Source organism: Hydrogenophilus islandicus, assembly GCF_054657095.1.
The window spans coordinates 53128-77012 of sequence record NZ_BAAHXE010000007.1; the positions used below are offsets into that span (position 1 = coordinate 53128).

The following is a 23885-nucleotide window of genomic DNA, read 5'->3' on the forward strand; positions in this document are numbered from 1 at the left end:
TCGCTCCTCAGATCTCGAGCGGTTTTGGTTGCTGCGCAGCGTGCGGATGCTCCGGCCCTGCGTAGCACTTCAACTTTTTGATCATACGATAACCCAAAGGCCCCTTCGGCAGCATCCCTTTGACCGCCTTTTCCAACACCTGCTCGGGGTGTTTGGCGAGGAGCTTCTCGAAAGTCGTCTCATAGAGGCCGCCGGGATAGCCCGAGTGGCGATAGTATTTCTTCTCTTTCGCTTTATTCCCGGTCACGCGGATCTGGTCGACATTGACGACAACGATGTAGTCGCCCGTATCGACGTGCGGGGTGTAGATCGACTTATGCTTGCCGCGAAGACGTCGGGCGATTTCCGAGGCCAAACGCCCCAAAACCTTGCCGGACGCATCCACGACATACCAGTCGCGCTTCACTTCATGCGGTTTGGCGGAAAAGGTCTTCATGTGCATCCTCTGACTGTCTCTTTTTTGGCCGCGGGCGCAGCCTCTTTAGGAAAAGTGGAATTCTAACAAAAAAGGGGCGTCTGTCAATGCTTCTGCGCAACAAATTGGCCCGGCAAAAAGAGCACCACGCGCGTGCCGCCCAAAGAGGTGCTTCGCTCCCACGCGATCGTGCCGCCCAAAGCGCTGACGATCGACCGGATAACGGTCAGACCCAGCCCGGCTTGCGGCAGAAACTCCTGCTCCCCCGGGGATTGCCCGGCGTCTCGGTGGGGCGCCCCCGGCGTCCAGCCGGGGCCGTCGTCCTCGATGACGACACGGCAGCCAACAACTCCGCCCTCCTCACCTCTTTCGGCGTGGATCACCACCCGGGAACGGGCGTGGCGCGCCGCATTTTCGAGGAGATTGCCGAAGAGTTCCGTCAAGTCGCGAGCGTCCCCCACCGCCCAGAGGGGATCAGACCAGTCGTGGGTCCAATCGAGTGCGCGATCGGCGAAGATCGTCGCAAGCGCACGCGAAGTCTTATCGAGCACTTCGGCCAGATTGGTCCGCTTACCCAGCACCACGCGGCTCGCCTCCGCGCGGGCCAGCGCGAGAAAGTGGCGGACGTGGGCGTGCGCGCTTTCGGCCTGTTCGACAATTGCCTCAGCCCACGGTTGCGGCGCTTCGTGGCGAGCGATTTGGAGAATCGCCGCGAGCGGCGTTTTGAGCGCGTGCGCAAGCTCCCCGGTCTGGCGGCGCGCCGCCTCGTTCTGTTCCCGCTGGGTGTGGAGGAGCGCGTTGAGCGCCCCCACCACCGCAGCGATCTCTTCGGGGTAGCGTCCGGCTACCGTTTCAGCCTCTCCCCTCTTGACGGCGGCAAGCGCCCGGGTGAGGCGCTGCAACGATCGGACGCCGACCAACCACTGCACCAGCCCGCCGGCAAGAAGGAGCAGCGCAACGCCGACAAGCATCCCAGTTAACTCCCGGAAAAAGTCCTCCTCCAGAGCGACGAGCGACGCGAGGTCGCGCGCGACCACGACTCGCCACACCGCCCCCTCCTCGGTCACCACCTCGCGGACGACGGCGAGGAGCTGCTGGTGATCGGGGCCAGCCAGGTGACGAAACACTGCCTCACCTCCAGGGTCAGGCACGCCGCGCTCAGGCAGATGGAGGCGGAAATCCCAGAGCGAACGGGAGGTCCAAACGAGCGGAGCGGGTTCGCGCCGCTCGATCTGCCAGTACCACCCCGAATAGGGGCGTTGCCAGCGGGGGTCGGCAAGGCGGGCGGCAAGTGCTGGGGGGAGTGTGGGGGTCGCGTCGGTGAGATCCGGAACGATCGCAGTCACCGCGTCGAGCTGCAACCGAAGCTCGGCAATCTGCTCCTCCTCGAAATGGGTGTGGAACTCGTAGCGCAACCAAACGGCGAGCGCGACCAGGGTCGCCACGGTCACTCCCGTGGCGATCCAGAACCACTGCGCGCGCAGTGACCGGAGCATCGTCACGACCCACTCGCCGCTTGAGGGGGTAACACTCGGTACCCCAAACCCCGTTCGGTGACGAGCGGGATTTCAGGGAGTTTCCGCCGTAGCCGCGCGACAAAGACCTCGACCGTATTCGATTCGGGGTCGTCACCATCGCTGTAGAGGCGTTCGCGCAGGAACTCTTTGGCCACGATCCGCCCCGGCCGGGTGAGGAGCGCCTCGAGGAGCGCCCACTCTTTCGCGGTGAGGGCGATCGACTCGCCGTTCCTGCGGATCTGATGATCGACAAGATCAATCGCAAGCGGCCCGTAACTGAGCTCGCCGCGCGCACCGCCCAACGTGCGACGCAGCAGCGCTCGCACCCGCGCCACCAATTCCGCGGGATGGTAGGGTTTGGTGAGGTAGTCGTCGGCTCCGGCCTCAATGCCGGAGACCTTTTCGTACCACGCGTCACGGGCGGTGAGAATGAGCACCGGCGTCGTCACCCCAGCGGCGCGCCACGCTTTGAGGAGGCTCAAACCGTCCCGCCCGGGAAGCCCAAGATCGAGGACAATGAGGTCATGAACCCGCTCGCGCACCCAGAGGTCGGCTTCAAGCGCCGTGGCAGCCCCGTCGACAGCAAAACCGCTTTCGCGCAACTGGGCGACTAGCCGTTCGCGCAGCACCGGTTCATCTTCGACGACTAGAATCCGCATCGTTACTCAACCTGACGGCCAGAACTGCTACCCACAGCACCCGAAGCACGATCCGCAGGCATGGTTGTTTTCTGCCCTTTGTGCTTTTCCCGCAACAGTTCGCCACTCTTTGCGTCGTAGTAGCGTTTGACGAGCCGTCCGTGACCCGTGAGCCACTTCACCTCATAAACCCAACCCGACGGCGACCACACCTCTTTTTCCAACTCAGTCTCGATGAGGTGGCCGCCAAGCTCCGCACGGATTTTGCCGATGATCACCTCAAAAGGCAAAAACTCCCCATTCTGGACTGCCGCGTGCAATTCCCGTTGATCCGGTGGATCGGCAAATGCCGGAGCGATCAGCCACCTCCCTGCGAAAAGGAGTATCCCCACCACTAGAGCGGGCACACTCCAGCGCAAAAAATGTCTCTTCATCGTCTCTCCCTTGCGACTTCTGCAGTGAGTATAGCCCCCGAGATGAACCGAAGATGAACGGCGCGTTCACCTGCCGTTCAGGTTGCGGGCTGAGAATAGCACCGGTCACCCGAGAAAAGGAGTCGATGATGAAACAGACGATCCCACTGATCCTCTTCGCTTGGGTGCTCACCGGCACGGGAGGCATCCTCCACGCCGCCGAACCCACTTCGCCGGCAGCGTTTCTCGCCGCTTTCACCGCGGAAGCGCAACAGCACGACGGCTCGTTTCGCCCCGATGCGGTGCGCGGCGCCCAGTTCTACCGGAACCGCTTTGCCCATAACGAAAAGATGCCGTCGTGCTCTTCATGCCATACGCCAGACCCGACGCAAACGGGGAAGCACGTCGTCACCGGCAAAACGATCGCGCCCCTCTCGCCCAAAGCCAATCCCGAGCGTTTTACCGACGCCGCCAAGGTCAACAAATGGCTCACCCGCAACTGCAAAGAGGTGGTCGGGCGCGAATGCACCGCGCTTGAGAAGGCCGACCTGCTCGCTTTTCTGCTCAACCCGTAACAGGAGACCTCCGATGAGCTTTTCTACCCTTCGTCGTTCAGCCGCTGTCGCTTCGGCGCTGCTGGTCGCCCTTCCGGCATGGGCCGGTATTCGCGGCGATTGGCTCGCGAGCGCCCCCGCAGCCTATCGTGCGGAGTGCGGCAGCTGCCATATCCCCTTCCCTCCGCAGATGCTGACCGCAAACGCGTGGCAGCAGGTGATGAATCAGCTCGACCACCACTACGGCGACAACGCCGAATTGCCTTCGGCGACGAAGCAGGCGATCACCGAGTTCCTCGTTCGCTGGGCGGGTGCGGAAGCGAAGGTGGGTGGCGCGCCCGGGTCGCCGCCGCGCCTCACTCAGACCCCCTACTTTGTCAAAAAGCACCGTAAAGTGCCGAGTGCTGTCTGGCAACGGGCTGACGTCGGTTCGCCGATCAACTGCGCCGCGTGCCACCGCGAGGCGACGGCAGGAATCTTTGATGACCACGGCATTACCCTTCCAGGAGGTGAAAAATGGCGCGAGAAAGAGTAATCGTCCCCGTCTGGGATCTCCCCGTTCGCGTCGGCCACTGGCTCCTTGCCCTCTCGGTCGCTGTCGCGTGGCTCACAGGTGAGAGCGAAACGTTTCGCCTCATCCACGCCGCAAGTGGCGGAATAGCGTTAGGCATCGCCCTCTTTCGCATCGTCTGGGGGTTCGTCGGCACGCCACCGGCCCGTTTTGCCACTTTTGTCAAACCTCCACGCGAGGCGTTCGCCTACCTCCAAGCGCTCGTGCGCGGAACGGCAACCGGTAACGTCCCCCACTACACCAGCCACAACCCCGCCGGCGCGTACGCTGTGCTGCTACTCCTGGCCTTTGCGGTGGTCACCCCGCTTGCGGGTTGGCTCACCTACAACGAAATCGGCGGCCACTTCATTGAGGAGGTCCACGAAGCGCTGGCCAACCTCTTTTTGGGCGTCATCCTCCTTCATCTCGCAGGGGTAGCGGTGGGGAGCATCGCCCACCGGGAGTCGCTCCCCAAAGCGATGATCACGGGGCTCAAGCGCGCAGCGAGCCCGCAAGAGGCGATCGCAAGCAATTGGTTTTTGGCGCTTCTGCCCCTCTTCGCGATGGCAGTCGCCGGCGCCTGGTGGGCGGTGCGCTAGCCCCTTCCCCCCTCGGTCACGAAACAGACCCAGTCGCTTCGCCACGGGAGACACTCCCCAGGCGAAGCGGAGCGTCGCTTCTCCACCACCATCGCCACCCCCCCGGGGTGGGTCGCGAACCAATCCGGCAGCGCGTCGGCGGGGATCGTCGGTAACGGCGTTGTCCGCCGCGCGGCAAAGTTCCACGCCGCGTGGTGTTTCCCCCCCACCCCGACGACCGCTCGCCCCTCCCTTTCGGCCGCAGTCAGCCGCGCAGCGATCGGCTGCGGATCAAACGCCCCGCCGCTCGCCCATGAGGCGGTGGCGCTCAACAACACCACCACTGCCCAGGTCACTGCGATCAGCGACAGGAGCAGGGACTCAGCCACCGCGCCGTTGGAGCGTCGCACCCATGAGCGATAGCCCGCAGCAATGAGCGCGAGCCCCAACCCCACCACGGCCCAGCGCGGCGTGAGCCACGCGACGTTGTCGCGCCACACCGGCACCCACGGGGCGACCATGAAAAGCGCCGCAGCGGCAAAGAGCGGCCAAGCGACCACCCGCGCCGCCCAGAGTAGTTGCCCGTTGCGCGTCGGCGCTTCACGAAGCAGATGGGCAACCGCGATCGCGATGAACGGCAAAAAGGGGAGAAGGTACTGGGCGCGCTTGCCGGCGACGAACGAGAGGATGACAACACCGGGAAGCACTGCCGCAACGGCAAAACGGAGCGGAATCGTCATCCTGCGTAAGGGCACCGAGCGCGAAAAGGGCACCACCCACCCGAGCGGCCAGAGGAGCGCAAGCAGCACCGGCAGATACCACCACCACGGGGCGGCGTGGTCCGCCTCGGTGGCCAACCGCCCAAACCCCTGCGCGTCGAGCACCGCCCAGAGGGTTGCTTCCCCTTCGCGCCAAAAAACCGCTGCGAGCCACACGAGTGGAATCACCGAGCCAACCCCCCCCCAAGCAACTCCCCGCACCACTGCCCGCAACCGTTCCGCCCACGGGAGCGCGGTCGCCCACCACGGCACGAGAAGCACCATACCGACAAACGGAATCGCCGCGAGCGGCCCTTTCGTCAGCGCCCCCAAGCCGGCAGCAAGCGCCAATGTGACGCCGCCACGCCCGGTACGCACGAGCCGAACGAGCGCCACAGCCCCCAGCACGACCCAGAAGGTCAGCGGGACGTCGAAATAGAGCGCGGTCGACCATGCCGGCCACGCGATGAAGGCGCTCAACACCGCCGCAACCCACCCGGGATAAGCCGATTGCCCCTTTTCGCTGGAATCGGAGGGACTCTTAGAGGCAAAGGTGTTCCCCGATCCTGCCGCAAGATGGTCCAACTCGCGCTGTAGCCTTGCCACCCCCCAAAGCGTCCCCACGGCAAAGAGGAGAATGAGCAGCCGCGGCCACAGCTCATTGACCCCGAAGAGCAACCACCCCAGCCGTATGAGCCAAAAGAGAAGCGGCGGCTTTTGCGCGTACGGCTCGCCGTCCAGCGCCGGCATCAGCCAAAGCTCCCGCCAGTGCATCTCCCACGCCACCGCAAGGTAGCGGGTCTCATCGATCGGGAAGGGGTGACGCAAGAGGAGCGCAAGCCCTCCCCCGGCCAGCGTCAGCACAACGCTCCACACAAAGAGCGACACACGCCGCATCGTTCAATCCCCGTTTCGTTGAGAGGAGACCAAAGGGCGCAATCGTATCAGAACCCGCAACCCACCGCGGGGGGATTCTGCCAGCGTGACCCCGTCGCCCAAACGCGCCGCAAGGTTACGCACGATCGCCAATCCTAAGCCGACGCCATGGCCCCGCTCGCGACTCCGCTCCGCGTCGAGTCGAACAAAGGGGGCTAAGACGGCCTCGCGTGCGTCGGCAGGAATTCCCGGGCCGTCGTCATCGACAACAACCCGCCACCCCTCCGCTTCAGCCGTCACGGTGAGCCAGAGGTGACGACCGTGCGCGAGCGCGTTCATCTCCAGGTTGTCGAGGAGTCGCGCCAAAAGCGCATAATCGGTCACGAGCGGCGCGCTCGCGGGAAGATCGAGGAGCACTTCGCGTCGATCGGCAAACCGTTCGTGCAGCCATGCGGCAAGGTCTCTCTGTTCCGGTTTGAGCGAGGGCGTAAGGGAGTGGAGATAGGCATTCGCCTGCTCGGCCAAATGGGTCAATTCATCAAGGTCGCGTTCAATCCCCGCGCGTTCAGCTCCGTCGGGAAGCACCTCACAGCGAAGCCGCAGACGTGTGAGCGGCGTGCGCAAATCGTGGGCGATTCCGGCGATCATTACCGCCCGCTCCCGAACCAGCGCGTCGATCTGCCGCTGCAACCAGGCAACCGTCGCCGATGTGGCGTCATCGGCAGGCTGAGCGCGTGGGCTCTTCTGCTCGGCGGTGTCGAGCTGATGCAACGCAGCGATCATCGGCGCGATCGATCGCCACACCACCCAGTAGGCGAGCCCTCCGCTTCCGATGGCGATCACCACGAGCGCCAGCAGCGCCCACCCCCACTGCTCAATTCCGGCTGGCGGAGCCGGCAACGCCAAGATCGCTGACAGGAGCCGACCATCGGAGAGGAGCAGGGTCACCCCGCGCTGCTCCCCTTTTTCCCACGCCTCGATCTCGGTGACCCCACTCAATTCCACCGGCCACGGCGGGGCGAGTGGCACACTTTGGCTGTCCACCGGCGGCAATCCCTGCCAGATGAGCAGGGGCGGAAACGGGGTCGCCCCCTCATCGACCCAGCCGCGATTCAACGACAGCGCCACCGCTTGAGCGAGCGCGTTCGCCACCTCTGAGGCGATCTGGGTGCTTCGTTCCCGATCGATCATCACCGCCCACGCCCCCCATGCGGCAGAAACCAGCAGGACGATGAGAAGCGACAGAGTCGCCACCAGACGGCGATGGAGCCGCTGCCACGGCAACGGCCAGGTCGGGTTCATCGACTCACCTCGGGCACGACTTCGGCACTCAACACGTAGCCTTGCCCCCGGACGGCGCGAAGAAGGGGAACACCCCCGGTATCACGCCCCAATTTCGCCCGCAGACGGCTCACCGCCACGTCGATCGCCCGATCGAAAAACTCGGCGTCGCGCCCGCGGGTTGCCCGCATCAGATAGTCACGGTGAAGCACCTCCCCTGGGTGCTGGACAAAGAGCATGAGGAGGAGAAAGTCGCTGCCGGTGAGCGCTTTCACCACACCCCCCTCCCCCTCCAACACCCGCCGCGCGACGTCGAACCGCCAAGGGCCGATTCGCCAAGCGTGGGGAGTGAGTCCCACTGCTGAAGAGGCGCTCCCCTGCTCCCGGGTTCGCCGGAGTATCGCCCGCAGACGCGCCTCGAGCTCACGCGGGAGAAAGGGTTTGGTCAGGTAGTCGTCCGCCCCCATCTCCAGCCCGGCGATGCGATCAAAATCGTCGGCTCTGGCGGTGAGCATGAGGATCGGGAGATGCGCCGTACGCGTGTTGGCGCGAAGCCGGCGCATAATGGTCGGCCCATCCTCTTCCGGCAACATCCAGTCGAGCACCAGAATATCGGGCACACCCCCAGCCAACGCGCCGTCGAGTGCCGCCCCGTCGCGAAACGCTTGCGCAAGGAAACCGCGGCGGTTGAGATCGGCCACGAGCAGGCGCCTCAGCTCCGGATCATCGTCCACCACCCATACGGTCGGCAATCCCATCGCGTCCCCTCTCAAGAACTTCTTGCCAAGTGTACTGCTGCAGCCTTGATTTCCAGCGGCTGTTACTTTTTGTTACACACGGCGCACCACCGGAAATCATCCCGCTCAGGCGAAATGGTCTAATGGCGACTGTCGGGACTTGCCGACACTGACCTTTCCGTAACTTAAGGAGAAACAACCATGGCTCCATCTCTCACACGTCGACTGGCCTTAACCCTGATCGTCTCGGGTCTTCTTGCCGCATCGATGACCAGTTGGGCTCAACCCATGCGCGCCGAGCCTCCCGCACAGGGTCCCGGTATGATGCAGATGGGTCATCCGGAATCGCGCATGGCTCAAGATCCCGAAGCGTGGCGCGCGCGCATGGCCGAACGGCAAGATTCCAGGCTCAATCGCCTCGAAACCCTCTTGCAGCTGACTGATGCGCAAAAACCGGCTTGGCAGAAGTTTCGCACGGAATGGAAAGCGCTTCATGACGAGCGCTTCGCCACGATGAGCGCAAAACGGGAGGCGATCAAGGAGACCGATTCGGTCGTTGCGCGCCTGAAGCTGCGCGAAGAGCACCTTGCCCAGATGATCGAAGAGACCCGCAAGGAGCGGGCGCTGATCGAAGCGTTCTACGCTCAGCTCACCGAGGCACAGAAAAAAGTTTTCGACCGGGAGTTTTTGCCCAATCCCCGCGAACACCGTCGCCCGATGGAACGTCAGCCGATGCACCGCTAAAGAGCACCCTCACACAAAACAGGCGAAACGGAGAGCCGCTTGACCGAAAGGCAAGCGGCTTTTTTGCTGATGGGCGCTACCGGGCGCACCAAAAAAAAACGCCGCCGTGATTACGGCGGCGCACAATCCACACCAAAGGAGGAGGTGGAGGAGACACCCATGCACAGCGGAAAACCCGTTCCGTTGCGCTTAGGCATTACTATACTGAACTTCGGTCCAGAAAGCAAGCTTTTTTTGTGCATCGCACAATAATAATTCTTATTGATGATTAGTAAATCCTTATTTACCTGCCGAACGCCCGGTTGGGTACAATCGCGGGCGTGACGACTCCGACCACGAGGAGACCCCCTATGGAATGCACCGTGCGCTGGGTAACCGCCAAAACCTTCCTTGCCGAAACGGGATCGGGCCACACCGTCGTGATGGACGGCCCTGTTGACGCGGGCGGGCGCAACCTCGCCCCACGACCGATGGAGCTGCTGCTTGCCGGCACAGGGGGGTGCACCGCGTTTGACGTCGTCTCGATTCTGGAGAAGGGGCGGCAGAAGGTCACCGGCTGCACCGTCAAGCTTACTGCCGAACGGGCGGAAAGTGACCCCAAAGTCTTCACGCGGATCCGTTTTCACTACACCGTGACGGGGCACAACCTTGACCCCAACAAGGTGCAGCGGGCCATTGAGCTCTCGGCCGAAAAATATTGCTCAGCGTCGATCATGCTCGGTAAAACCGCGCAAATCGAACACACGTGGGAGATCGTGAACGAACCGTGATCAGCCGAGGATTGGTTCGATTGAGATCGGCAGCAGACGCTCGTGCGGAGCAGCGGGCGGGGTTGTTCCGCCACGCTCCCCGGGCCACAACAGCGCATAATCGGAGCGCGGCGGCGGGGGCGGCACAGGGAGAAAGCGCGCCAACTCCACCAGTGCCTGCTGGTAGACCGGACGCTTGAAGGGAATGACCCCTCCAAGTGGCACCCAGTAGTAGGCCCACCGCCAGGCATCAAATTCTGGATGACGGGTGGCGCGGAGACTCACCTGGAAGTCGCGTCCGACAAACCGCAGCAGAAACCAGAGCTGCTTCTGCCCGCGATAGAACTCCCGCCACTGCCGCTTCACCCAGCGACGCGGAACATCGTACTTGAGCCAATCGCGCGTGTGCCCGATGATTTCGACATGCTCGGGCTTGAGTCCAATCTCTTCATAGAGCTCGCGGTACATCGCCTCAATCGGGGTTTCACCCCGCTTGATTCCTCCTTGCGGAAACTGCCACGCGTGCTCACGGATCCGTTTTCCCCAGAAGACTTGATTGCGCGCATTGACTAAGACGATGCAGACGTTCGGGCGATAACCTTCCCGATCGAGCATCGCACATACCTCAATGTTTCGTTACGCGCTATTGTTCCACAGCCTGGAAGATTCGAGAATGGGTTGACAGCGACCACAGAAATTCGTACCATAACGGCTCTTCGCACGGCGCACCGCCAACACTGCATGGGTCGTTAGCTCAGCCGGTAGAGCAGCGGACTTTTAATCCGTTGGTCGCAGGTTCGAATCCTGCACGACCCACCACCGATCCCGCGAGCACTCGGACCGCACAGAACTTGAATTCAGGAATCTTGCCGTAGGGGTCTAACGCCTCGTTCGTAAGCAGATTCGCCGCTGCCTCGTGGTAGCAAAACGCCATAAAGACCGTCCCGCGCGGCACGCCAAGATTGGGCCGAGCAAACGCTGCCACTTCACCGCGCCGCGACTGCAGCGTGACCACCTCCCCGGCCGCGACGCCAAGCGCCGCTAGATCATCCGGGTGCATCTCGACCACCGGGTCGGGCTCGATCGCGTCCAACACCTCGGAGCGGCGGGTCATCGCGCCGGTATGCCAATGCTCGAGGAGCCTCCCCGTCGTGAGGACAAAAGGATAGTCGGCGTCGGGAAGTTCCGCAGCATGGGTAAAAGCCGCCGGCACAAACCGTCCGCGCCCGGTGGGCGTCGGAAAACCACTAGCAAAGAGCACCGCCTGACCTGGGTCGCCCTCCCCTTTGCAGGGATAGATCACCGACCCTTCCCGCTCCAGCCGCTCCCAGGTGATCCCGGCAATGCTCGGCATCACGCGCCGCATTTCGTCAAAGATCTCCTTTGGCTCCGAGTAATTCCAAGGAAGCCCGATGCGCTTGGCGATCTCTTGGATGATCCACCAGTCCTGGCGCGCCTCGCCGGGCGGCTCCAGCGCCTGACGGCCGAGCTGGACGCGGCGGTCGGTGTTGGTGAAGGTGCCACTCTTCTCCGGGAAGGCTGAGGCAGGAAGAATCACGTCGGCAAAGCCAGCCGTTTCAGTCGGGAAAATATCTTGCACCACCAAGTGGTCGAGCTGAGCGAGCGCTGAGCGGGTATGGGCAAGGTTCGGGTCAGACATCGCCGGGTTCTCCCCGACGATGTACATCCCCCGGATCTGCCCCGCTTGGATCGCGCGCATCACCTCAACCACCGTCAATCCCGGTTCGGGATCGAGCGGGACGCCCCAGAACGTCTCAAAGCGGGCGCGCACAGCGGGATCGGCCACCGATTGGTAGTTGGGGTAGAACATCGGGATCAACCCGACGTCCGACGCCCCCTGGACGTTGTTTTGCCCGCGCAGGGGATGGAGCCCGGTCCCCGGGCGGCTGATCTGCCCCGTCATCAACGCGAGCGCGATCAGACAGCGGGCGTTGTCGGTGCCGTGCACGTGTTGGGTAATCCCCATCCCCCAGAGGATGATCGACGCTTTGGCCGTGGCGTAGAGGCGAGCAACGGCGCGGATGGTCTCGGCGTCGACGCCACACACCGGCGCGACCCGTTCGGGGGGGTAATCCATGAGGTGGGCGCAGAGCCCGTCAAACCCTTCGGTATAGCGGTCGATGAATTCGCGGTCGTAGAGCCCCTCGGTGACGATCGTGTGCATCATGCCGTTCAGGAAGGCGACGTCGGTATCGGGGCGGAAGTGCACGGCGTAGGTCGCGAAACGGCTCATTTCAATCTGCAGGGGGTTCGCGACGATAAGCTTGGCGCCGCGGTGCACCGCGTTCTTGATCCAGGTTGCAGCCACCGGATGGTTGACGGTGGGGTTCGAACCAATCAGGAAGATCACCTCGGCCGCCATCACGTCGGCAACGGGGTTGGAGACCGCGCCGGAGCCGATCCCCTCAAGCAGCGCCGCGACCGACGAGGCGTGGCACAGGCGGGTGCAGTGGTCGACGTTGTTGCTGCCAAACCCCGTGCGCACCAGTTTCTGAAAGAGGTAGGCCTCCTCGTTGCTCCCTTTCGCTGAACCGAAACCAGCGAGCGCCTTAGGGCCGTGGGCGTCGCGGATACGTTTGAGCCCTTCGGCGGCGAAAGCGAGCGCCTCTTCCCAGCTCGCCTCGCGGAAGACCTTCGGCCAATCGGCGGGATCCAAAAGCTCTGTAGTTTTAGGGACCCCGCTTCGGCGGATCAACGGTCGGGTCAGGCGATCGGGGTGGTGCACGTAATCGAAACCGAACCGCCCTTTGACGCAGAGGCGACCATAGTTCGCTGGCCCGTCGCGCCCGGTGACCCAGCGGATCCGGTTCTCGGCGACGTGGAAAGTGAGCAGGCACCCGACGCCGCAATAGGGACAAACCGAATCGACGCGTTTCTCCTCCTGCACCCCCCCAACGACCCCCTTCGGCAGCAAAGCGCCCGTCGGACACGCGGCAACGCACTCGCCGCAACCGACGCAACTGCTCTCCCCCATCGGGTCGCCGAAGTCAAAGACGATCGTGGTGTTGCTGCCGCGCCGCGCCAAACCGATCACGTCGTTCACCTGCTCTTCGCGGCACGCGCGCACGCAGCGGGTGCACTGGATGCAGGCGTCGAGATGAACCGCCATCGCCGGATGGGAGAGGTCAGCGGGCGGCTGCTGTCGGCTGGGAAAGCGGGGTTGGCCCACCTGAAGCCTCTCCGCCCAGTAGTCGAGCTCTGAGTCGTCACGGTAAGGGGAGCGACCTTGGTCGGGCATATCGGCCAAAAGGAGCTCCACCACGAGCTTTTGCGCCGTGGCAGCGCGCGGGCTTTTCGCCTGGACCTTCATTCCCTCCTGGGGCGTGCGGCAACAGGAGGGGGCGAGCACCCGTTCGCCTTCGATTTCGACGACGCAGGAGCGGCAGTTGCCGGCAGGCCGATAGCCTGGCTTATAACAAAGATGCGGAATCTCGACGCCCGCGCGCTTCGCCGCCTCGAGGATCGTCTCCCCCTCGAAAGCGACGATCTCCCGCCCATCCAACGTGAAGGTGACGGTCTTCGCGGCAGCAGACTCTGAGCTTTTGGCGACCATGCTTTAGCCCTCCAATTCGTGCGGGAAGTAGGTGAAGACGCAGCGGATCGGATTGGGTGCCGCCTGCCCGAGGCCGCAGATCGACGCGTCGGCCATCACTTGGCAGAGGTCCAAGAGCCGCTCCCGATCCCACTCCCCGGCGGCAAGGAGCTGCGCCGCTTTCGCCGTCCCTACCCGACAGGGGGTACACTGGCCGCACGACTCAGCGGCGAAAAACTGCACCGCGTTCACCGCCAAATCTTTGGCCCGGTCGTGCTGGGAGAAGACGATGATCGCTGCCGAACCGATAAAGCAGCCGTAAGGGGTCAAGGTATCGAAATCGAGCGGCAGATCGCCGAGCTCCGCGGGCAAAATCCCCCCCGACGCGCCACCTGGAAAATAGCCGTAGAATTCGTGGCCCGGCAGCATGCCGCCGCAGTATTCCTCGATCAACTCGCGCACAGAGATCCCCGCCGGCGCGAGATAGACCCCCGGCTTTTGCACCCTGCCGGAAACCGAAAACGAGCGCAGCCCTTTGCGGCCCCGGCGGCCGAAGGAGGTAAACCACTGCGCCCCCTTCTCGACGATGTCGCGCACCCAGTACAACGTCTCCATGTTGTGCTCTAACGTCGGGCGACCAAAGAGCCCGACCTCGGCCACATACGGCGGACGCAAGCGGGGCATGCCGCGCTTCCCTTCAATCGACTCGATCATCGCCGACTCTTCGCCGCAGATATAAGCGCCCGCTCCCCGCCGCAGATGAATGGCCGGGAGCGACTCAGCCACCGGCGGGTGGGCCGCAAGCTTCGCGAGTTCAGTCTGCAGGATCTTGCGGCAGGCGGCGTATTCGTCGCGGAGATAGAGGTAAATCGCCTCGGCTTCGACCGCCCAGGCAGCGATCAGCGCCCCTTCGAGCACCCGATGGGGGTCCGACTCGAGGTAGTGGCGATCCTTGAACGTCCCCGGCTCCCCCTCGTCGATATTGACCGCGAGCAGACGCGGTTTGGGCTTGCTGCGCACGATCTCCCACTTGCGCCCAGCCGGGAAACCCGCCCCGCCGAGCCCGCGCAGGCCGGAGTCCTTGAGCGCGGCGATCACCTCGTCGCGCGTGCGGCGCCCAGAGAGGCAATCGGCGAGCAGTCGGTATCCCCCCAAGTTCTGGTAGGCCTCAAGCCCAAGATAATCGGGCACGGGGGCCTCGACCTCCCCGGCCGCGACCGCTTCACCGACCCGCTCGGGGGTTGCGCGATCGATCGGGTTTTGCCCCACGACCGCCACCGGCGCGTGCTGACAGCGGCCGACGCAAGGGGCGGGCACAACGCGCACCGCCCCACCGAGTTGCCGTTCGAGTGCCTCGAGAAGCGCTTTTCCCCCCGCCATCGCGCAGCTGAGCGATTGGCAGACGCGCACCGTCAGCTTGGGCGGCGGCGTCTCGCCCTCTTTGACCACGTCGAAGTGGTGGTAGAAGCTGGCGACTTCGAACACCTCAGCGGAGGAGAGCCTCATCTCGTGCGCGAGCGCCGCCAGGTGGCGAGCAGAGAGATGGCCGTAGGTATCCTGGAGCTTGTGGAGGTGTTCGAGCAGAAGATCGCGCCGCCGCGGCTCGTCGTGCAAAAGCGCCCGAACCTCCGCGAGCGCCTGGAGGTCGATCGGCCGTCCCCGCGCAATCTTCACGGGGCGTTGAGGATTCTCTCGCGTCATCATGACCTCCCTGGGTGGGTGTTTTCTTCCTGCAACGCCACCATGATACCGCTCATGCAACCGCTCCAGAAACCTCCCGGTGGGCACTTCATTCTGCAGGAAAATTCTGAGATAATGATTTTTGCTGATGCCATCTCAAGGAGTCCCTGATGATCCGCCGCTTTTTCGTCCTTCTCTTCGTGCTCATCCTTGCACCCTTTGCCCGCGCCGACCGCTCGTTCCTCGTCGATGCCGACTGGCTTGCCGAGCACCGCACAGACCCGAAGCTCGTGATCCTCGAGGTGCGCTACCACCCCCACCGCTATTTCACCGTCGGCCACATCCCCGGTGCGGTCCAAGTCCAGCGTTTCCGCGATCTGGGTAACAACGACGGCCGGTCGATCATGGAATTCCCTTCCCGCGAGGTGTTTCAGGAGACGCTGCGCCGCTGGGGCGTTGACGACGATTCGCTGCTCGTGCTGTACGACGACGCCCGCACCGCGCTCGCCGCCCGCCTCTACTTCCTCCTTGCGCTCTACGGCTACGACATGAGTCGGGTGAAGATTCTCGACGGCGGCACCAATGAGTGGACCGCGTTCAATGAGCTGACGCGCGAGGTAACACCCCCACGCCGGCGCGGCAACGTCACGTTGAAGGAGGCTAACCGCAACCTCTTCGTCGAATGGGCTGAGGTCTATGACGCTGTTGTTTCCCGCCGCGACCCGAACGTGATGTTGATCGACGCCCGCCCGCACGAGATGTACACCGGCAAAGTGATCCGCCACTCGGTGCAGGGGGGGCACATTCCCGGGGCGATCAACATTGTGAGTCTCGACGGCACCGACCCGATGAGCCAGAAGTGGCTACCGGAAGAGCAGCTCGCCGCACTCTACCGCAACGTCCCGAAAGAGAAGACGATCTACCTCTACTGCCACGATGGTTTTCGGATGAGTCTTGGGTGGCTGCAGCTGAAATCACTCGGCTACCGCGACGTCCGAGTCCTCAACGGCGGCTGGAGCGTCTGGGATAAAGCGATGACGCTGCCGGTGGTGGTGGGGGACGGTCCTTACGACGACGACTTCTCCCTGTAGGGGGTTTTCGGGTAGATCTCGATCCCCACCCGTTCGATGTGTTCGAGCAACGCCCGATTGTTGAGCGAAGAGACCGCTTTGACGTCAAAAAGATAGGGCAGCGGGAGCTCGTCGAGCGCCAGGGCGATACGCTGGACGGTCAGGTCGTCGAGGTCGCCGTCGAGCGCGAGGTCGATGTCGGAGTTGGGCCGGGCCGTCCCTTTCGCGCGCGAGCCAAAGAGACGCACCCGCGTCACCTGCGGCCAGCGACGGAGCACCGCGGCAATCTGCTCGAGCGCTCTGGGAGAGAGGCCAGTTTTGTCGATCACTCGATCGACTCGTTCATGAGCCATTCATGCAGCGCCTCCATTGCTGGGAGGTAACGCGATTGGATCGCTTCGAGTACTTGGCGAAAGGTGCTGAAATCGTAGGTATGGGCAAGCTGGTTGCGGTGCAACATCATGTCGATCCACACCTGGCCGTCTGCGATCAGTTTCGCAGCGAAAGCCTGTTTGATCACCTCCCGGGGCGTGACCGGCGCAATGGTGATGCCGCTCGCCTCGAGGTAGTCTTTCATCGTCTTCCACGCCAGTTCATAAGCGTACTCGAAGCGCTGGATGATCCCTTCCTGTTCCAGCGTGTTGTATTCGCTGAGCGGCCGGTCGTGTAACGCGCTCCGCAACAGGACAAACGCGCGGTCGAAGTTGTGAAAGCGTTGTCGCCAACGGGTATCGAGCGGGAAATCGTTCATCGCACTTTCTTGTCACTTCTACCAGCAGCCGCTTGGCCCTCTGGCGCCGGTCTCCTTGACGGTAAGCGGCGAGCAGGCGGCGTCGCGCGTCGCCTGCGTCCCTTGGGCGGTGGCTTGCAGGGTAAAGGTCGTATCAGTGGGGTTACTCGAGAAACTAAAGGTGTAGTGCCCGGCCAAGTCACTGCGGCAGGAGGTATTGGGAAGCGTCGCGCCGGTGTACTTCAGGTTGGTCGCGTAGTAGCGCTCCATGAACTGCGCGAGTTCCAGCAGGCACGCCTGCGCCGCGGCGCGGCGGGGCTTGACCACGTGGTTTTGGTAAACAGGGTAGGCAATTGCCGCAAGGATCGCGACAATCGCTACCGTCACCATCAATTCGATCAGGGAAAATCCGCGGTTGTGCAAAGCACTCTCCTTCCTGCCACTACTCGTTTCGGATCAATTCCCGCCATGAGATCCGCCCCGTGTCGACGGGGCTTTGCGGCGGCGTGATGGTGATTCCCGGCGCGCTGCCCACGGTATCCTCGGCCGTGGCGACCACTTGCCCTGTCCCCGGAATCTCCTGCACCTCGTAGGCTTTGCCGACCCCAATGACGATATTTTCCGCTTCAACCTGCTGGGTCTGCTTTTCTCCGCTCTCATAGTAACTGGTCGTAAAAACGCCCATCGGGAAGAGCCCGTCGCGCAGTCTATAGAGATAGAGCTTCGCGACTTCGCTACCGCACATCATCGCGCCGCCCGATACCGCCTCGGTCACGGGGGCGTAGACGATGTCGTTCACGGGCTTGACGCGCGCCGTAATGGTTGCGTTACTCGGCAGGGTCTGTATCTTGGTGAGGCTCGGCCCGTTGCTGGCGACCGAGGCATCGAAAGTCGCATTATCCCACTTTCCTGCGCCCGTTCGGTAAGAGACCCAACGGGGTGACCACCCAGCTGGGCACGCCCCTTCGCTCGCACGCAGTGTGAGGATATGGTCTTCGCCGCTAACTACGGCGTAGTAGAGGTCTGAGCCGCTCGTTGTGCTCATCAACGGAGGATGGGTAAGCGCCACCCACCTGGGGGACGAAACACCTGGGCGCGCTTCAGGCGGTGTCGTCGGATAGGAGTAGGTGTTACTCACCGTGGCGTTATTGTTATTGCTGCTCACGTCGATTTCAAAAAGGGCGCGGGTGCTGCTTGACGTTTTACCAGCCGCAAGCAGCCGCTGGCCAGTAGAACACGCTGCAGAGAGGTCGCTTGCCCGCTCCACCATCTCCAGGTTGGTGGTGATCGTTGCGCCGCTAAGCGTCGCGTTCTTGAGATTGACGTTTGTCCCGCTCCCTTGAGCAGTGAGCCAGTAGAGGGTGCTGTTTCCGGTGAGGCTATCGGGGGTGAGGACAAAGGCAACCGTCACCGACGACTTGTTGCTGTCGTTGTACCAGACAAGCGGCGCAGCAAATTCGGGGCTTGAGCTGTTGCTTCCGGTATCCGTCTCGTCCCGCTCAAAGAGGACAGCGTCGAGGTCGCCGTTTGCTTGCAGCCGCAACACGTAGTGGAGCTTCCCTTTGCGCCCGGTTCCGGCGACGATGTGCGTGCCGTTTTGTAACGTCACCACCTCAATCCCGCCATTCATCACCCCCTGCTGCCAGAAGGAGGAGTAGTTCTTGAGTTCGTCGAGGAACGAGAATGGCATCCACCCCCAGCGGAGGTTGCCGGTTGCTGCATCAAGCGCGTAGAGAAAGCCGTCATCAGCGGGAACGAGAACGATATACCCCGACGTGGTCTTGAGAATGCGCGGCTGCATCGACGGGTGGCTTGCGCGACCGATGTAAGAGCCGCTTGCCCGCCCGCCGAGGTAGGCACCGTTGTTGTAGTTCGGATCGATCGTGTAGTTCTTGATCGTCGCGGGTGTAGGATTCGAAGTATTAAAAAGCGAGGTGCTGAGGTTGTTGAAGCCTACCAACGAGCCGTTGGTGCTGTTTCTGCTGTAGAGGCGGTTTCGGCGATCTTGTGCGCCGTTTGCGCGCATCCGCTCGTTCGCGTCCCACAAGAGGGTGTCGGTAATGTCGCTGCCGTTCATCCGGTAGGCGAGCACCGTCGCTTTCTTGGTCGCTTCATCGTATTGCGGCACGACGGCGATCTGCGCGGCGAGGTCTTCCACTTTGCTCGGCACCGCAACCGCAGAACGGTAGGTGGGCCCGACGAGCTGCGAGAAGACGCTGGTGAAGGCCGTGAGGAGCGATGTCGCGTCGTTCGCGACGTAGGCCTGGTTCGTACCCCCCGCCTGCGCGATCGCGTGCGCTTGTGCGATGTCGCCAGGCGATGAGGAGAGGATCACGACAAAGGTCTTCACCCCCTCTTCGGCAAGAAGCCGCGCAGCGGCAGTTGCCGGGTCTTTTGCCGTTCCGTTCGGGTTGTAGTGGGCGTCCTCTTTGCCGTCGTAGAAGAGGAGGACGTAGTTGTTGCGGCAGCTTTTGTACGGGTCTTGGGCGCGGTAGGCGTGGTAGTAGGCCTTGGCAGAAAGGAGGCTATCGTAAATAGGACTTTGCCGGGTGTTCCAGCGGTCAAGTGATGCTGCAATCCCACGATTGTTGGCGATCGTCTTGGTCTGGGGGTCGTACTCGGTGCCGCCAGCGCTCATCTGCTCCTGACGCAAAAACCCCCGGATCACTGCCCGCTGGTCAACATAGCCTCGTGCCGGGTCAGGTAGGTCGAGAAATACGCCCATGTGCTTCTGGTAGGCGTTGGTCAGGAAATAGGGCGTGATCGCGTTTTTCTCCGCCTGGGTAAGCCCGATCGTATCGATCGTCGCCGGACCCGAGGGGTAACTCGCCTGGTATTCGCCGTCCCACTCACTCTCATTGCTGTAGGTGTAGGTCGTCGCCCCCGACCAGCCGGTGAGCTTGCCTGGAGTGATGCGGAGGTTGCTGGTACCGGCAAAGAAGTGGGGGACGTAGTTGAAGTAGGCGTTGGTGCCATCCGCTTTCCAAGAAGCGCGGAACTGGTTAGTGATTCGGCCATTTGCGGTCTTGACCTGTTTCGTCACGCCGTCGAAGCAGGGTGCGGGCCAAGACTCAGGAGGCATGTTGCCGTTTGCGTCAAAAAGAGGGTAATCGAGACTGACAAACTGGATGGTATTGGCGTTCCACTGGTTGGCGTAGGCGTCGGGAAAGAGGCGCTCGTCGTCACTGATGTAGAGCGCCTTAAATAGGTTATTCTGCGAGTCGTAGAAGGTAGAGCAGAGGCGGTGGGTGAGGCGTGGCTGGTTCCCCTCAAGGTCTCCCGTCGCACCAGATACGTTGGACGTCGACCGCAACCAGCTGCTTGCGTCCCAACTGGAGCGGGTGTTGGTCTGGTCGGCGATCTTTTGCAGCCGGTTGAAGACTGGCGACCAGGCGTCGTTGGTGGTCACATTCTTGTAGCGAAACGTTTTGGGGAGGTTGTGCTGGTTGCTCTGATAGGTGACACTGCTGTCATCGATCACCCCCTTGCCTTCATCGGCTGCGCCGCGCCCCAGGTAAGCCGAGCGCCCGCCGTTTGCAGGAACCCAGATCCGCCACCACTTGACATAGGAGAAATTTTTCGGGTCTCTTCCGTAAGCCTCTTTGTTGGGGTTGGTATCGTTGTAGATGCTGGGGTCTTTCGGCACCACTTCAGGCCAGGTGCTGTTAACCTTTGCCTTGATTGTCGCCAGTTCCAGCCCGAAAAGGGTGCGAAAAGTGGCAAAACCGAGGTTGATGTTGTCGGATAAGGGGCTATTGAGAATCGAGGTGAGCGCTTGCTTGGCGACCGCCAATTTCGAGTCGGATTGGTCTCCCCAGGCAGGGTTGGGAAAATCGGTGCCCGGCGTTGCCGAGCCGAGGTAGCCGTCGTCGTTGAAACGGGGATAAGAGGAGAGGGCAGGGTAGGTCTGGTCGTCGAGCTTGCGGTTCATCGAGAAGCTGTTGCCGAAGATGATCATCAGGTTCGGCGCGATCACCTGGGTTGTCTGCGCGTTCGCGTGGGGCATGAACGGCCCAAACTGGCTACCCAGGAATGCAGCGGCGGTGAATCCGGCAAGTAGGCGAGCACGAAATGTCCTCTTCATCCTGCTTCCCCTAACGGAGCTGGTAGATCGATTCGAGCCTCACTTCCGAAGCGCCGGGGCTCGAGGCGACGACGACAATGCGAAAGCGCTTGCAGGTTTGGAGCGTATCCTCTGTCTGTTGCCGCACGACACACGGGAAACCCCGCCCGCGTTGCCAATCAGGGGGGATCAACCCCTCAACAAAATAGCGCGCAGTGACGGTGTGACTCCCTTCCGATACTGAGTTAGCGTTTGCCCAGGCAGTAAAGCTGCTGTTGAACTCGCGACCAGTGCATTGGGATTGGGGGTCGAGTTGCCGACACAGTAATACACCCGAGACCATTTGGCAGCTGTCGTTGATCTCAGAGCAAGGGGCAAAAACGTTTTCAACCGAAGGATTTGCCGCTTGCACTGCTGCCTCAACCGCACGCAGCGCCGTCTCTGCCGCTTGAAAGGCGAGCGACCGGTCGTAGGTCGCCGCGGCCATCTTCTCTTCGAGCGTGACGTTCCTGAGCCCCGTCACCCCCAAGAGGGTGACCACAACGAGAAGCACCAAGGCGACGATGAGCGCGGCGCCGTTTTCACGCGTCGTTCTACTCATGGCAGTCGGTTCCGTAAGGCAATCACAGAGTACCACGGCCGGGCAATCTCCTGCTGGTTGGTGCCGACGCGCTCGGTCGTCGCGAAGGTCAACTCCACCCGCACCGCGACCACCTGGGACCAGTCTGTAATTTGGTCTGCCGTAACAACGTAGTTGCCGCTACTGTCGCGCCTGAGGTATTCAAGTTGCAGGTCGCGCACCCCCTCGACCAGTTCCTCAGGGGGATCCTGGTTAGTAAGCCAATAGAGCGACCGGCCAGCTGGGGTCGCGCAATCGGCGCGGCCGTTGCAGCCAATGTACCAGGCATGGGCGGTGAGCTTGCTGATTGAGCCGCCGCCCTGGAAGGAATAAGAGGTACCGTTGGCGGTGCATTGCACCGGCAAACCGAGACCTTTGGTGCAGTTGCCGGGAGAGACCGAACCGCCGGTATTGTGCACGATCGTCACGTTACTGCTGTTCGCGTTCGTGATCTGGAAGAGCGCCGCATGTTTGCCGTCGCACGCCATCACGATGTCGCCGTCGTTGAGTCCGTGTTGAGTCGTGTTCACTTTGAATTGTGCTGAAGCGGGGTTGTGGTCGGTGATCGTGACGCTGCCGCTCGTCGCGCGGTAGATGATGACGGCGTCGGTGTTTGCGGCGCGATTCCCGGCGCTTGTTCCGATCGAACGCGGGAAAGTGTTGTCATTAGCCTCGTACCCCCGGATTCCACTGCCCCACTGCGCCCACCAGTCCCTCGGATCGTTAGACAACCGATTGTTGAGCACATTCGCCACCTGAGAAACACCACCACACGGAATTCCCCCCGCTTCGCGGAGATCGCGCGCGAGCACCTCGAGTGCGTAACGGGCGTTTTCCTGAAGGCGCGCGAGTTGCTCATTGACCCGGTAGACCTCGCGGTTGGAAAGAAAGACGTTCACCGCAACCAGCGTCACGATGAGCCCTAAGGTGAGCGCCACCATCAGCTCGACAAGGGTGAGTCCGCGGGGGATGGGGTGAACGTGGCGTTTCATAGCTGAGAGGTGATTTCAATCGACTGGTTGGCTGCCCCTCCTGCACGGCTGTCGTCCCAGAAGATGCGCACGGTGCAGCGGGGAGGGTCATTGGCGTCGCAGTTGATCATCGCACAGGTGGCGTTGCCAAGGTTCTTTTCGTCTTTGAGACGGTCGAACCAGACGGCTAAGTCCCGACTTGCAAGGGTGTCACTTGCCGTTGGCGCCGAACAGGTGGGGTTCGAGGGTGAGCCGGTGTTGTAGTCACCCCTAGCGGCAGCATAGCGGTTGTTAGCATCGCGGTTCGCCCGCATCGCGTCCATGATGTAGTAGGCGAGCATCACCGCCTGGCTGCGCTGCGCGGCGCTATGGTTGAGTTTGAGCGTCTGCGTCTGCAGCCGCGCAATACCCAAGAGCCCCACCGCGAGCACGACCACCGCAATGAGCACTTCCAGCAAGCTGACGCCGCGTGTCGTCTTCATGATGTGAAACAGCTCGTTATATCGCCCGAATCGTTTTCAGGAATCCGGTTGCCGTTAGTGTCCTGCCCCAGGCGCGGCCGGAGGCGGGTGATCACGATCGCTTTGGCATCGACACGGTTATTTTGATAACAGAGGGCAAAGGTGCCGAAGTTGTTGGCGCTGCCGTCCGGACCATAGCGCAAGTAGTTGTCAAAGTTATTGTTCGGGCGCAAAGTAAAGCCCGCCGGAAGCGCGGGCCAGACGCGCAGGAGCGGTTCGGGAGTGGAACCCGTTGTTTGCCGCTTGTCGTCGCCATTGAGGTCGACAAAGGCGATCCAGCCGACTTCCCACTTGTTCCCACCCTCTAGGCAGGTGTTGCCGTCTTGCGATTTGCACACCACCACCGGTTGCCCGCGGCGGATCGCCTCGGTGCGCGCGAGGTTGAGCGCGGCGATGAACTCGTTGGCGTAGGTCGTGAGCCGATGGTTGCGGAGCGTGGTCTGGAAGCTCGGTACCGCAAGCGCGAGCACCACCGCGGCGACTGCCACAGTAACCATCAGTTCGACTAGGGTAAACCCCCGCGCACGGCCTCGATTCATGGAGAGAAGCGTACCTCAAAGGAAGTTTTGCTCCGCACTTTGTTTATACGCTGACGCGGGAGATTTTTCAAGTGCGTGCGCACCCTCAAAAGGACGCGCTTTGGGTCACCTGCCCTGCTCCTCAAAAACCGCGTCGAGCGTCGGGGCGTCGAGGATGCGGTCGAGCCACGACTCGAGCTCCTCAAGGGAGGCCGCCGAGATGCGTAGCTCGATTTCGGTAGGAATCGGCCCAAAGCGCTTGGAAAGGAGCCGGCGGAGGTTCGATGCGGTTTGGACTCGTTTCCACAGAAGCTCGCCTTGCTGGATTCCTTGCTCGATTCCTTCCTTAA

At 62.4% G+C, this 23885-nt stretch carries 25 protein-coding genes, 1 tRNA gene and 1 pseudogene; 8 read left to right on the forward strand and 19 right to left on the reverse strand.

Going from position 1 to position 23885, the window contains the following annotated elements:
- Nucleotides 1-7 precede the first annotated feature (7 nt).
- From rplM to ACYQ6T_RS03925, 4 genes are all read right to left on the reverse strand, one after another.
- The gene (gene rplM / locus ACYQ6T_RS03910) at nt 8-436 is read right to left on the reverse strand and encodes a 50S ribosomal protein L13 (RefSeq protein WP_459827968.1); all 429 of its coding nucleotides are present in this window, start codon (nt 434-436) and stop codon (nt 8-10) included.
- 83 nt (nt 437-519) lie between these two features.
- Nucleotides 520-1911 (reverse strand): sensor histidine kinase, encoded by a 1392-nt coding sequence (locus ACYQ6T_RS03915; RefSeq protein ID WP_459827971.1) that lies wholly within the window; start codon nt 1909-1911, stop codon nt 520-522.
- A 2-nt stretch (nt 1912-1913) separates the two neighbouring features.
- Entirely contained in the window at nt 1914-2591 is a 678-nt protein-coding gene (locus ACYQ6T_RS03920; protein ID WP_459827901.1) for a response regulator, read from the reverse strand.
- Between the two features lie 2 nt (nt 2592-2593).
- The gene (locus tag ACYQ6T_RS03925) at nt 2594-3004 is read right to left on the reverse strand and encodes a PepSY domain-containing protein (RefSeq protein ID WP_459827904.1); all 411 of its coding nucleotides are present in this window, start codon (nt 3002-3004) and stop codon (nt 2594-2596) included.
- A 128-nt stretch (nt 3005-3132) separates the two neighbouring features.
- On the opposite strand from ACYQ6T_RS03925, the gene ACYQ6T_RS03930 reads away from it, so the two are divergent.
- The 3 genes from ACYQ6T_RS03930 to ACYQ6T_RS03940 are packed head-to-tail and all read left to right on the forward strand — an operon-like array spanning nt 3133 to nt 4686.
- Nucleotides 3133-3558 carry a DUF1924 domain-containing protein gene (locus ACYQ6T_RS03930; protein WP_459827907.1) on the forward strand — a complete coding sequence of 142 codons (426 nt, stop codon included), beginning with the start codon at nt 3133-3135 and terminating at the stop codon, nt 3556-3558.
- Nucleotides 3559-3571: 13 nt separating this feature from the next.
- The gene (locus tag ACYQ6T_RS03935) at nt 3572-4072 is read left to right on the forward strand and encodes a diheme cytochrome c (protein ID WP_459827910.1); all 501 of its coding nucleotides are present in this window, start codon (nt 3572-3574) and stop codon (nt 4070-4072) included.
- The gene (locus ACYQ6T_RS03940) at nt 4054-4686 is read left to right on the forward strand and encodes a cytochrome b/b6 domain-containing protein (protein WP_459827912.1); all 633 of its coding nucleotides are present in this window, start codon (nt 4054-4056) and stop codon (nt 4684-4686) included. Before ACYQ6T_RS03935 ends, ACYQ6T_RS03940 begins: the two co-directional genes overlap by 19 nt.
- Here the strand turns inward: ACYQ6T_RS03940 and ACYQ6T_RS03945 are convergent.
- From ACYQ6T_RS03945 to ACYQ6T_RS03955, 3 genes are read right to left on the reverse strand one after another with little or no spacing between them, the layout of a single operon-like run.
- Nucleotides 4683-6320, reverse strand: a complete 1638-nt coding sequence (locus tag ACYQ6T_RS03945; RefSeq protein WP_459827915.1) for an ArnT family glycosyltransferase — start codon at nt 6318-6320, stop codon at nt 4683-4685. The two genes, ACYQ6T_RS03940 and ACYQ6T_RS03945, sit on opposite strands and share 4 nt — an antisense overlap.
- A gap of 3 nt (nt 6321-6323) precedes the next feature.
- A complete protein-coding gene (locus ACYQ6T_RS03950; protein WP_459827918.1) occupies nt 6324-7601 on the reverse strand; it encodes an ATP-binding protein in 1278 nt (425 codons plus the stop codon).
- Nucleotides 7598-8338, reverse strand: coding sequence for a response regulator (locus ACYQ6T_RS03955; protein WP_459827920.1), 741 nt, complete (start codon nt 8336-8338; stop codon nt 7598-7600). The genes ACYQ6T_RS03950 and ACYQ6T_RS03955 overlap by 4 nt, the downstream gene beginning before the upstream one ends.
- A 330-nt stretch (nt 8339-8668) precedes the next feature.
- Between ACYQ6T_RS03955 and ACYQ6T_RS03960 the strand changes: the two genes are divergently transcribed.
- From ACYQ6T_RS03960 to ACYQ6T_RS03970, 3 genes are all read left to right on the forward strand, one after another.
- Nucleotides 8669-9061 carry a Spy/CpxP family protein refolding chaperone gene (locus ACYQ6T_RS03960; RefSeq protein WP_459827923.1) on the forward strand — a complete coding sequence of 131 codons (393 nt, stop codon included), beginning with the start codon at nt 8669-8671 and terminating at the stop codon, nt 9059-9061.
- Between the two features lie 39 nt (nt 9062-9100).
- Complete coding sequence (locus ACYQ6T_RS03965; protein WP_459827925.1) at nt 9101-9313, forward strand: hypothetical protein; 213 nt, start codon at nt 9101-9103, stop codon at nt 9311-9313.
- Between the two features lie 98 nt (nt 9314-9411).
- The gene (locus tag ACYQ6T_RS03970; RefSeq protein ID WP_459827928.1) at nt 9412-9831 is read left to right on the forward strand and encodes an OsmC family protein; all 420 of its coding nucleotides are present in this window, start codon (nt 9412-9414) and stop codon (nt 9829-9831) included.
- Here the strand turns inward: ACYQ6T_RS03970 and ACYQ6T_RS03975 are convergent, their stop codons facing one another.
- Nucleotides 9832-10425 (reverse strand): RNA pyrophosphohydrolase, encoded by a 594-nt coding sequence (locus ACYQ6T_RS03975; protein WP_459827931.1) that lies wholly within the window; start codon nt 10423-10425, stop codon nt 9832-9834. It abuts the gene before it with no gap.
- Between the two features lie 128 nt (nt 10426-10553).
- On the opposite strand from ACYQ6T_RS03975, the gene ACYQ6T_RS03980 reads away from it, so the two are divergent.
- Nucleotides 10554-10629: transfer RNA gene (locus ACYQ6T_RS03980), tRNA-Lys, on the forward strand.
- A 4-nt stretch (nt 10630-10633) separates the two neighbouring features.
- On the opposite strand, the pseudogene fdhF reads toward ACYQ6T_RS03980, so the two are convergent.
- Together fdhF and ACYQ6T_RS03990 are read right to left on the reverse strand one after the other, a co-directional pair.
- Nucleotides 10634-13384 (reverse strand): annotated as a pseudogene (gene fdhF, locus ACYQ6T_RS03985) (formate dehydrogenase subunit alpha); the annotation flags it as partial.
- 3 nt (nt 13385-13387) lie between these two features.
- Nucleotides 13388-15064: an NAD(P)H-dependent oxidoreductase subunit E gene (locus ACYQ6T_RS03990; protein WP_459827933.1), complete on the reverse strand. Its 1677-nt coding sequence runs from the start codon at nt 15062-15064 to the stop codon at nt 13388-13390.
- A gap of 149 nt (nt 15065-15213) precedes the next feature.
- On the opposite strand from ACYQ6T_RS03990, the gene ACYQ6T_RS03995 reads away from it, so the two are divergent.
- Entirely contained in the window at nt 15214-16134 is a 921-nt protein-coding gene (locus ACYQ6T_RS03995) for a sulfurtransferase (protein WP_459827936.1), read from the forward strand.
- Here ACYQ6T_RS03995 and ACYQ6T_RS04000 read toward each other — a convergent pair.
- The 9 genes from ACYQ6T_RS04000 to ACYQ6T_RS04040 all read right to left on the reverse strand — a co-directional run.
- Nucleotides 16110-16466, reverse strand: a complete 357-nt coding sequence (locus ACYQ6T_RS04000; protein WP_459827939.1) for a nucleotidyltransferase family protein — start codon at nt 16464-16466, stop codon at nt 16110-16112. The genes ACYQ6T_RS03995 and ACYQ6T_RS04000 overlap by 25 nt on opposite strands.
- On the reverse strand, nt 16439-16864 hold the full coding sequence (locus ACYQ6T_RS04005) for a nucleotidyltransferase substrate binding protein (RefSeq protein ID WP_459827941.1): 426 nt from the start codon (nt 16862-16864) through the stop codon (nt 16439-16441). The genes ACYQ6T_RS04000 and ACYQ6T_RS04005 overlap by 28 nt, the downstream gene beginning before the upstream one ends.
- Before the next feature lie 18 nt (nt 16865-16882).
- Nucleotides 16883-17266: a type IV pilin protein gene (locus tag ACYQ6T_RS04010; protein WP_459827944.1), complete on the reverse strand. Its 384-nt coding sequence runs from the start codon at nt 17264-17266 to the stop codon at nt 16883-16885.
- Between the two features lie 19 nt (nt 17267-17285).
- Nucleotides 17286-20927: a PQQ-binding-like beta-propeller repeat protein gene (locus tag ACYQ6T_RS04015; RefSeq protein WP_459827947.1), complete on the reverse strand. Its 3642-nt coding sequence runs from the start codon at nt 20925-20927 to the stop codon at nt 17286-17288.
- A gap of 10 nt (nt 20928-20937) precedes the next feature.
- Nucleotides 20938-21507 (reverse strand): pilus assembly PilX family protein, encoded by a 570-nt coding sequence (locus tag ACYQ6T_RS04020; RefSeq protein WP_459827949.1) that lies wholly within the window; start codon nt 21505-21507, stop codon nt 20938-20940.
- Nucleotides 21504-22517 carry a PilW family protein gene (locus ACYQ6T_RS04025; protein ID WP_459827952.1) on the reverse strand — a complete coding sequence of 338 codons (1014 nt, stop codon included), beginning with the start codon at nt 22515-22517 and terminating at the stop codon, nt 21504-21506. Before ACYQ6T_RS04025 ends, ACYQ6T_RS04020 begins: the two co-directional genes overlap by 4 nt.
- The gene (gene pilV, locus ACYQ6T_RS04030; RefSeq protein ID WP_459827955.1) at nt 22514-22978 is read right to left on the reverse strand and encodes a type IV pilus modification protein PilV; all 465 of its coding nucleotides are present in this window, start codon (nt 22976-22978) and stop codon (nt 22514-22516) included. Before pilV ends, ACYQ6T_RS04025 begins: the two co-directional genes overlap by 4 nt.
- Nucleotides 22975-23556, reverse strand: coding sequence for a GspH/FimT family pseudopilin (locus ACYQ6T_RS04035; protein WP_459827957.1), 582 nt, complete (start codon nt 23554-23556; stop codon nt 22975-22977). The genes pilV and ACYQ6T_RS04035 overlap by 4 nt, the downstream gene beginning before the upstream one ends.
- Before the next feature lie 105 nt (nt 23557-23661).
- The coding region (locus ACYQ6T_RS04040; RefSeq protein ID WP_459827960.1) for a DUF4351 domain-containing protein at nt 23662-23885 on the reverse strand (224 nt) is incomplete at its 5' end.

Excerpts from the sequence above, each read along its gene's own strand:
- rplM (WP_459827968.1), bottom strand. The coding sequence starts at position 436 with ATGAAGACCTTTTCCGCCAAACCGCATGAAGTGAAGCGCGACTGGTAT.
- ACYQ6T_RS03915 (WP_459827971.1), bottom strand. The coding sequence starts at position 1,911 with ATGCTCCGGTCACTGCGCGCGCAGTGGTTCTGGATCGCCACGGGAGTG.
- ACYQ6T_RS03920 (WP_459827901.1), bottom strand. The coding sequence starts at position 2,591 with ATGCGGATTCTAGTCGTCGAAGATGAACCGGTGCTGCGCGAACGGCTA.
- ACYQ6T_RS03925 (WP_459827904.1), bottom strand. The coding sequence starts at position 3,004 with ATGAAGAGACATTTTTTGCGCTGGAGTGTGCCCGCTCTAGTGGTGGGG.
- ACYQ6T_RS03930 (WP_459827907.1), top strand. The coding sequence starts at position 3,133 with ATGAAACAGACGATCCCACTGATCCTCTTCGCTTGGGTGCTCACCGGC.
- ACYQ6T_RS03935 (WP_459827910.1), top strand. The coding sequence starts at position 3,572 with ATGAGCTTTTCTACCCTTCGTCGTTCAGCCGCTGTCGCTTCGGCGCTG.
- ACYQ6T_RS03940 (WP_459827912.1), top strand. The coding sequence starts at position 4,054 with ATGGCGCGAGAAAGAGTAATCGTCCCCGTCTGGGATCTCCCCGTTCGC.
- ACYQ6T_RS03945 (WP_459827915.1), bottom strand. The coding sequence starts at position 6,320 with ATGCGGCGTGTGTCGCTCTTTGTGTGGAGCGTTGTGCTGACGCTGGCC.
- ACYQ6T_RS03950 (WP_459827918.1), bottom strand. The coding sequence starts at position 7,601 with ATGAACCCGACCTGGCCGTTGCCGTGGCAGCGGCTCCATCGCCGTCTG.
- ACYQ6T_RS03955 (WP_459827920.1), bottom strand. The coding sequence starts at position 8,338 with ATGGGATTGCCGACCGTATGGGTGGTGGACGATGATCCGGAGCTGAGG.
- ACYQ6T_RS03960 (WP_459827923.1), top strand. The coding sequence starts at position 8,669 with ATGGCTCAAGATCCCGAAGCGTGGCGCGCGCGCATGGCCGAACGGCAA.
- ACYQ6T_RS03970 (WP_459827928.1), top strand. The coding sequence starts at position 9,412 with ATGGAATGCACCGTGCGCTGGGTAACCGCCAAAACCTTCCTTGCCGAA.
- ACYQ6T_RS03975 (WP_459827931.1), bottom strand. The coding sequence starts at position 10,425 with ATGCTCGATCGGGAAGGTTATCGCCCGAACGTCTGCATCGTCTTAGTC.
- ACYQ6T_RS03990 (WP_459827933.1), bottom strand. The coding sequence starts at position 15,064 with ATGACGCGAGAGAATCCTCAACGCCCCGTGAAGATTGCGCGGGGACGG.
- ACYQ6T_RS03995 (WP_459827936.1), top strand. The coding sequence starts at position 15,214 with ATGATCCGCCGCTTTTTCGTCCTTCTCTTCGTGCTCATCCTTGCACCC.
- ACYQ6T_RS04000 (WP_459827939.1), bottom strand. The coding sequence starts at position 16,466 with ATGGCTCATGAACGAGTCGATCGAGTGATCGACAAAACTGGCCTCTCT.
- ACYQ6T_RS04005 (WP_459827941.1), bottom strand. The coding sequence starts at position 16,864 with ATGAACGATTTCCCGCTCGATACCCGTTGGCGACAACGCTTTCACAAC.
- ACYQ6T_RS04015 (WP_459827947.1), bottom strand. The coding sequence starts at position 20,927 with ATGAAGAGGACATTTCGTGCTCGCCTACTTGCCGGATTCACCGCCGCT.
- ACYQ6T_RS04020 (WP_459827949.1), bottom strand. The coding sequence starts at position 21,507 with ATGAGTAGAACGACGCGTGAAAACGGCGCCGCGCTCATCGTCGCCTTG.
- ACYQ6T_RS04025 (WP_459827952.1), bottom strand. The coding sequence starts at position 22,517 with ATGAAACGCCACGTTCACCCCATCCCCCGCGGACTCACCCTTGTCGAG.
- pilV (WP_459827955.1), bottom strand. The coding sequence starts at position 22,978 with ATGAAGACGACACGCGGCGTCAGCTTGCTGGAAGTGCTCATTGCGGTG.
- ACYQ6T_RS04035 (WP_459827957.1), bottom strand. The coding sequence starts at position 23,556 with ATGAATCGAGGCCGTGCGCGGGGGTTTACCCTAGTCGAACTGATGGTT.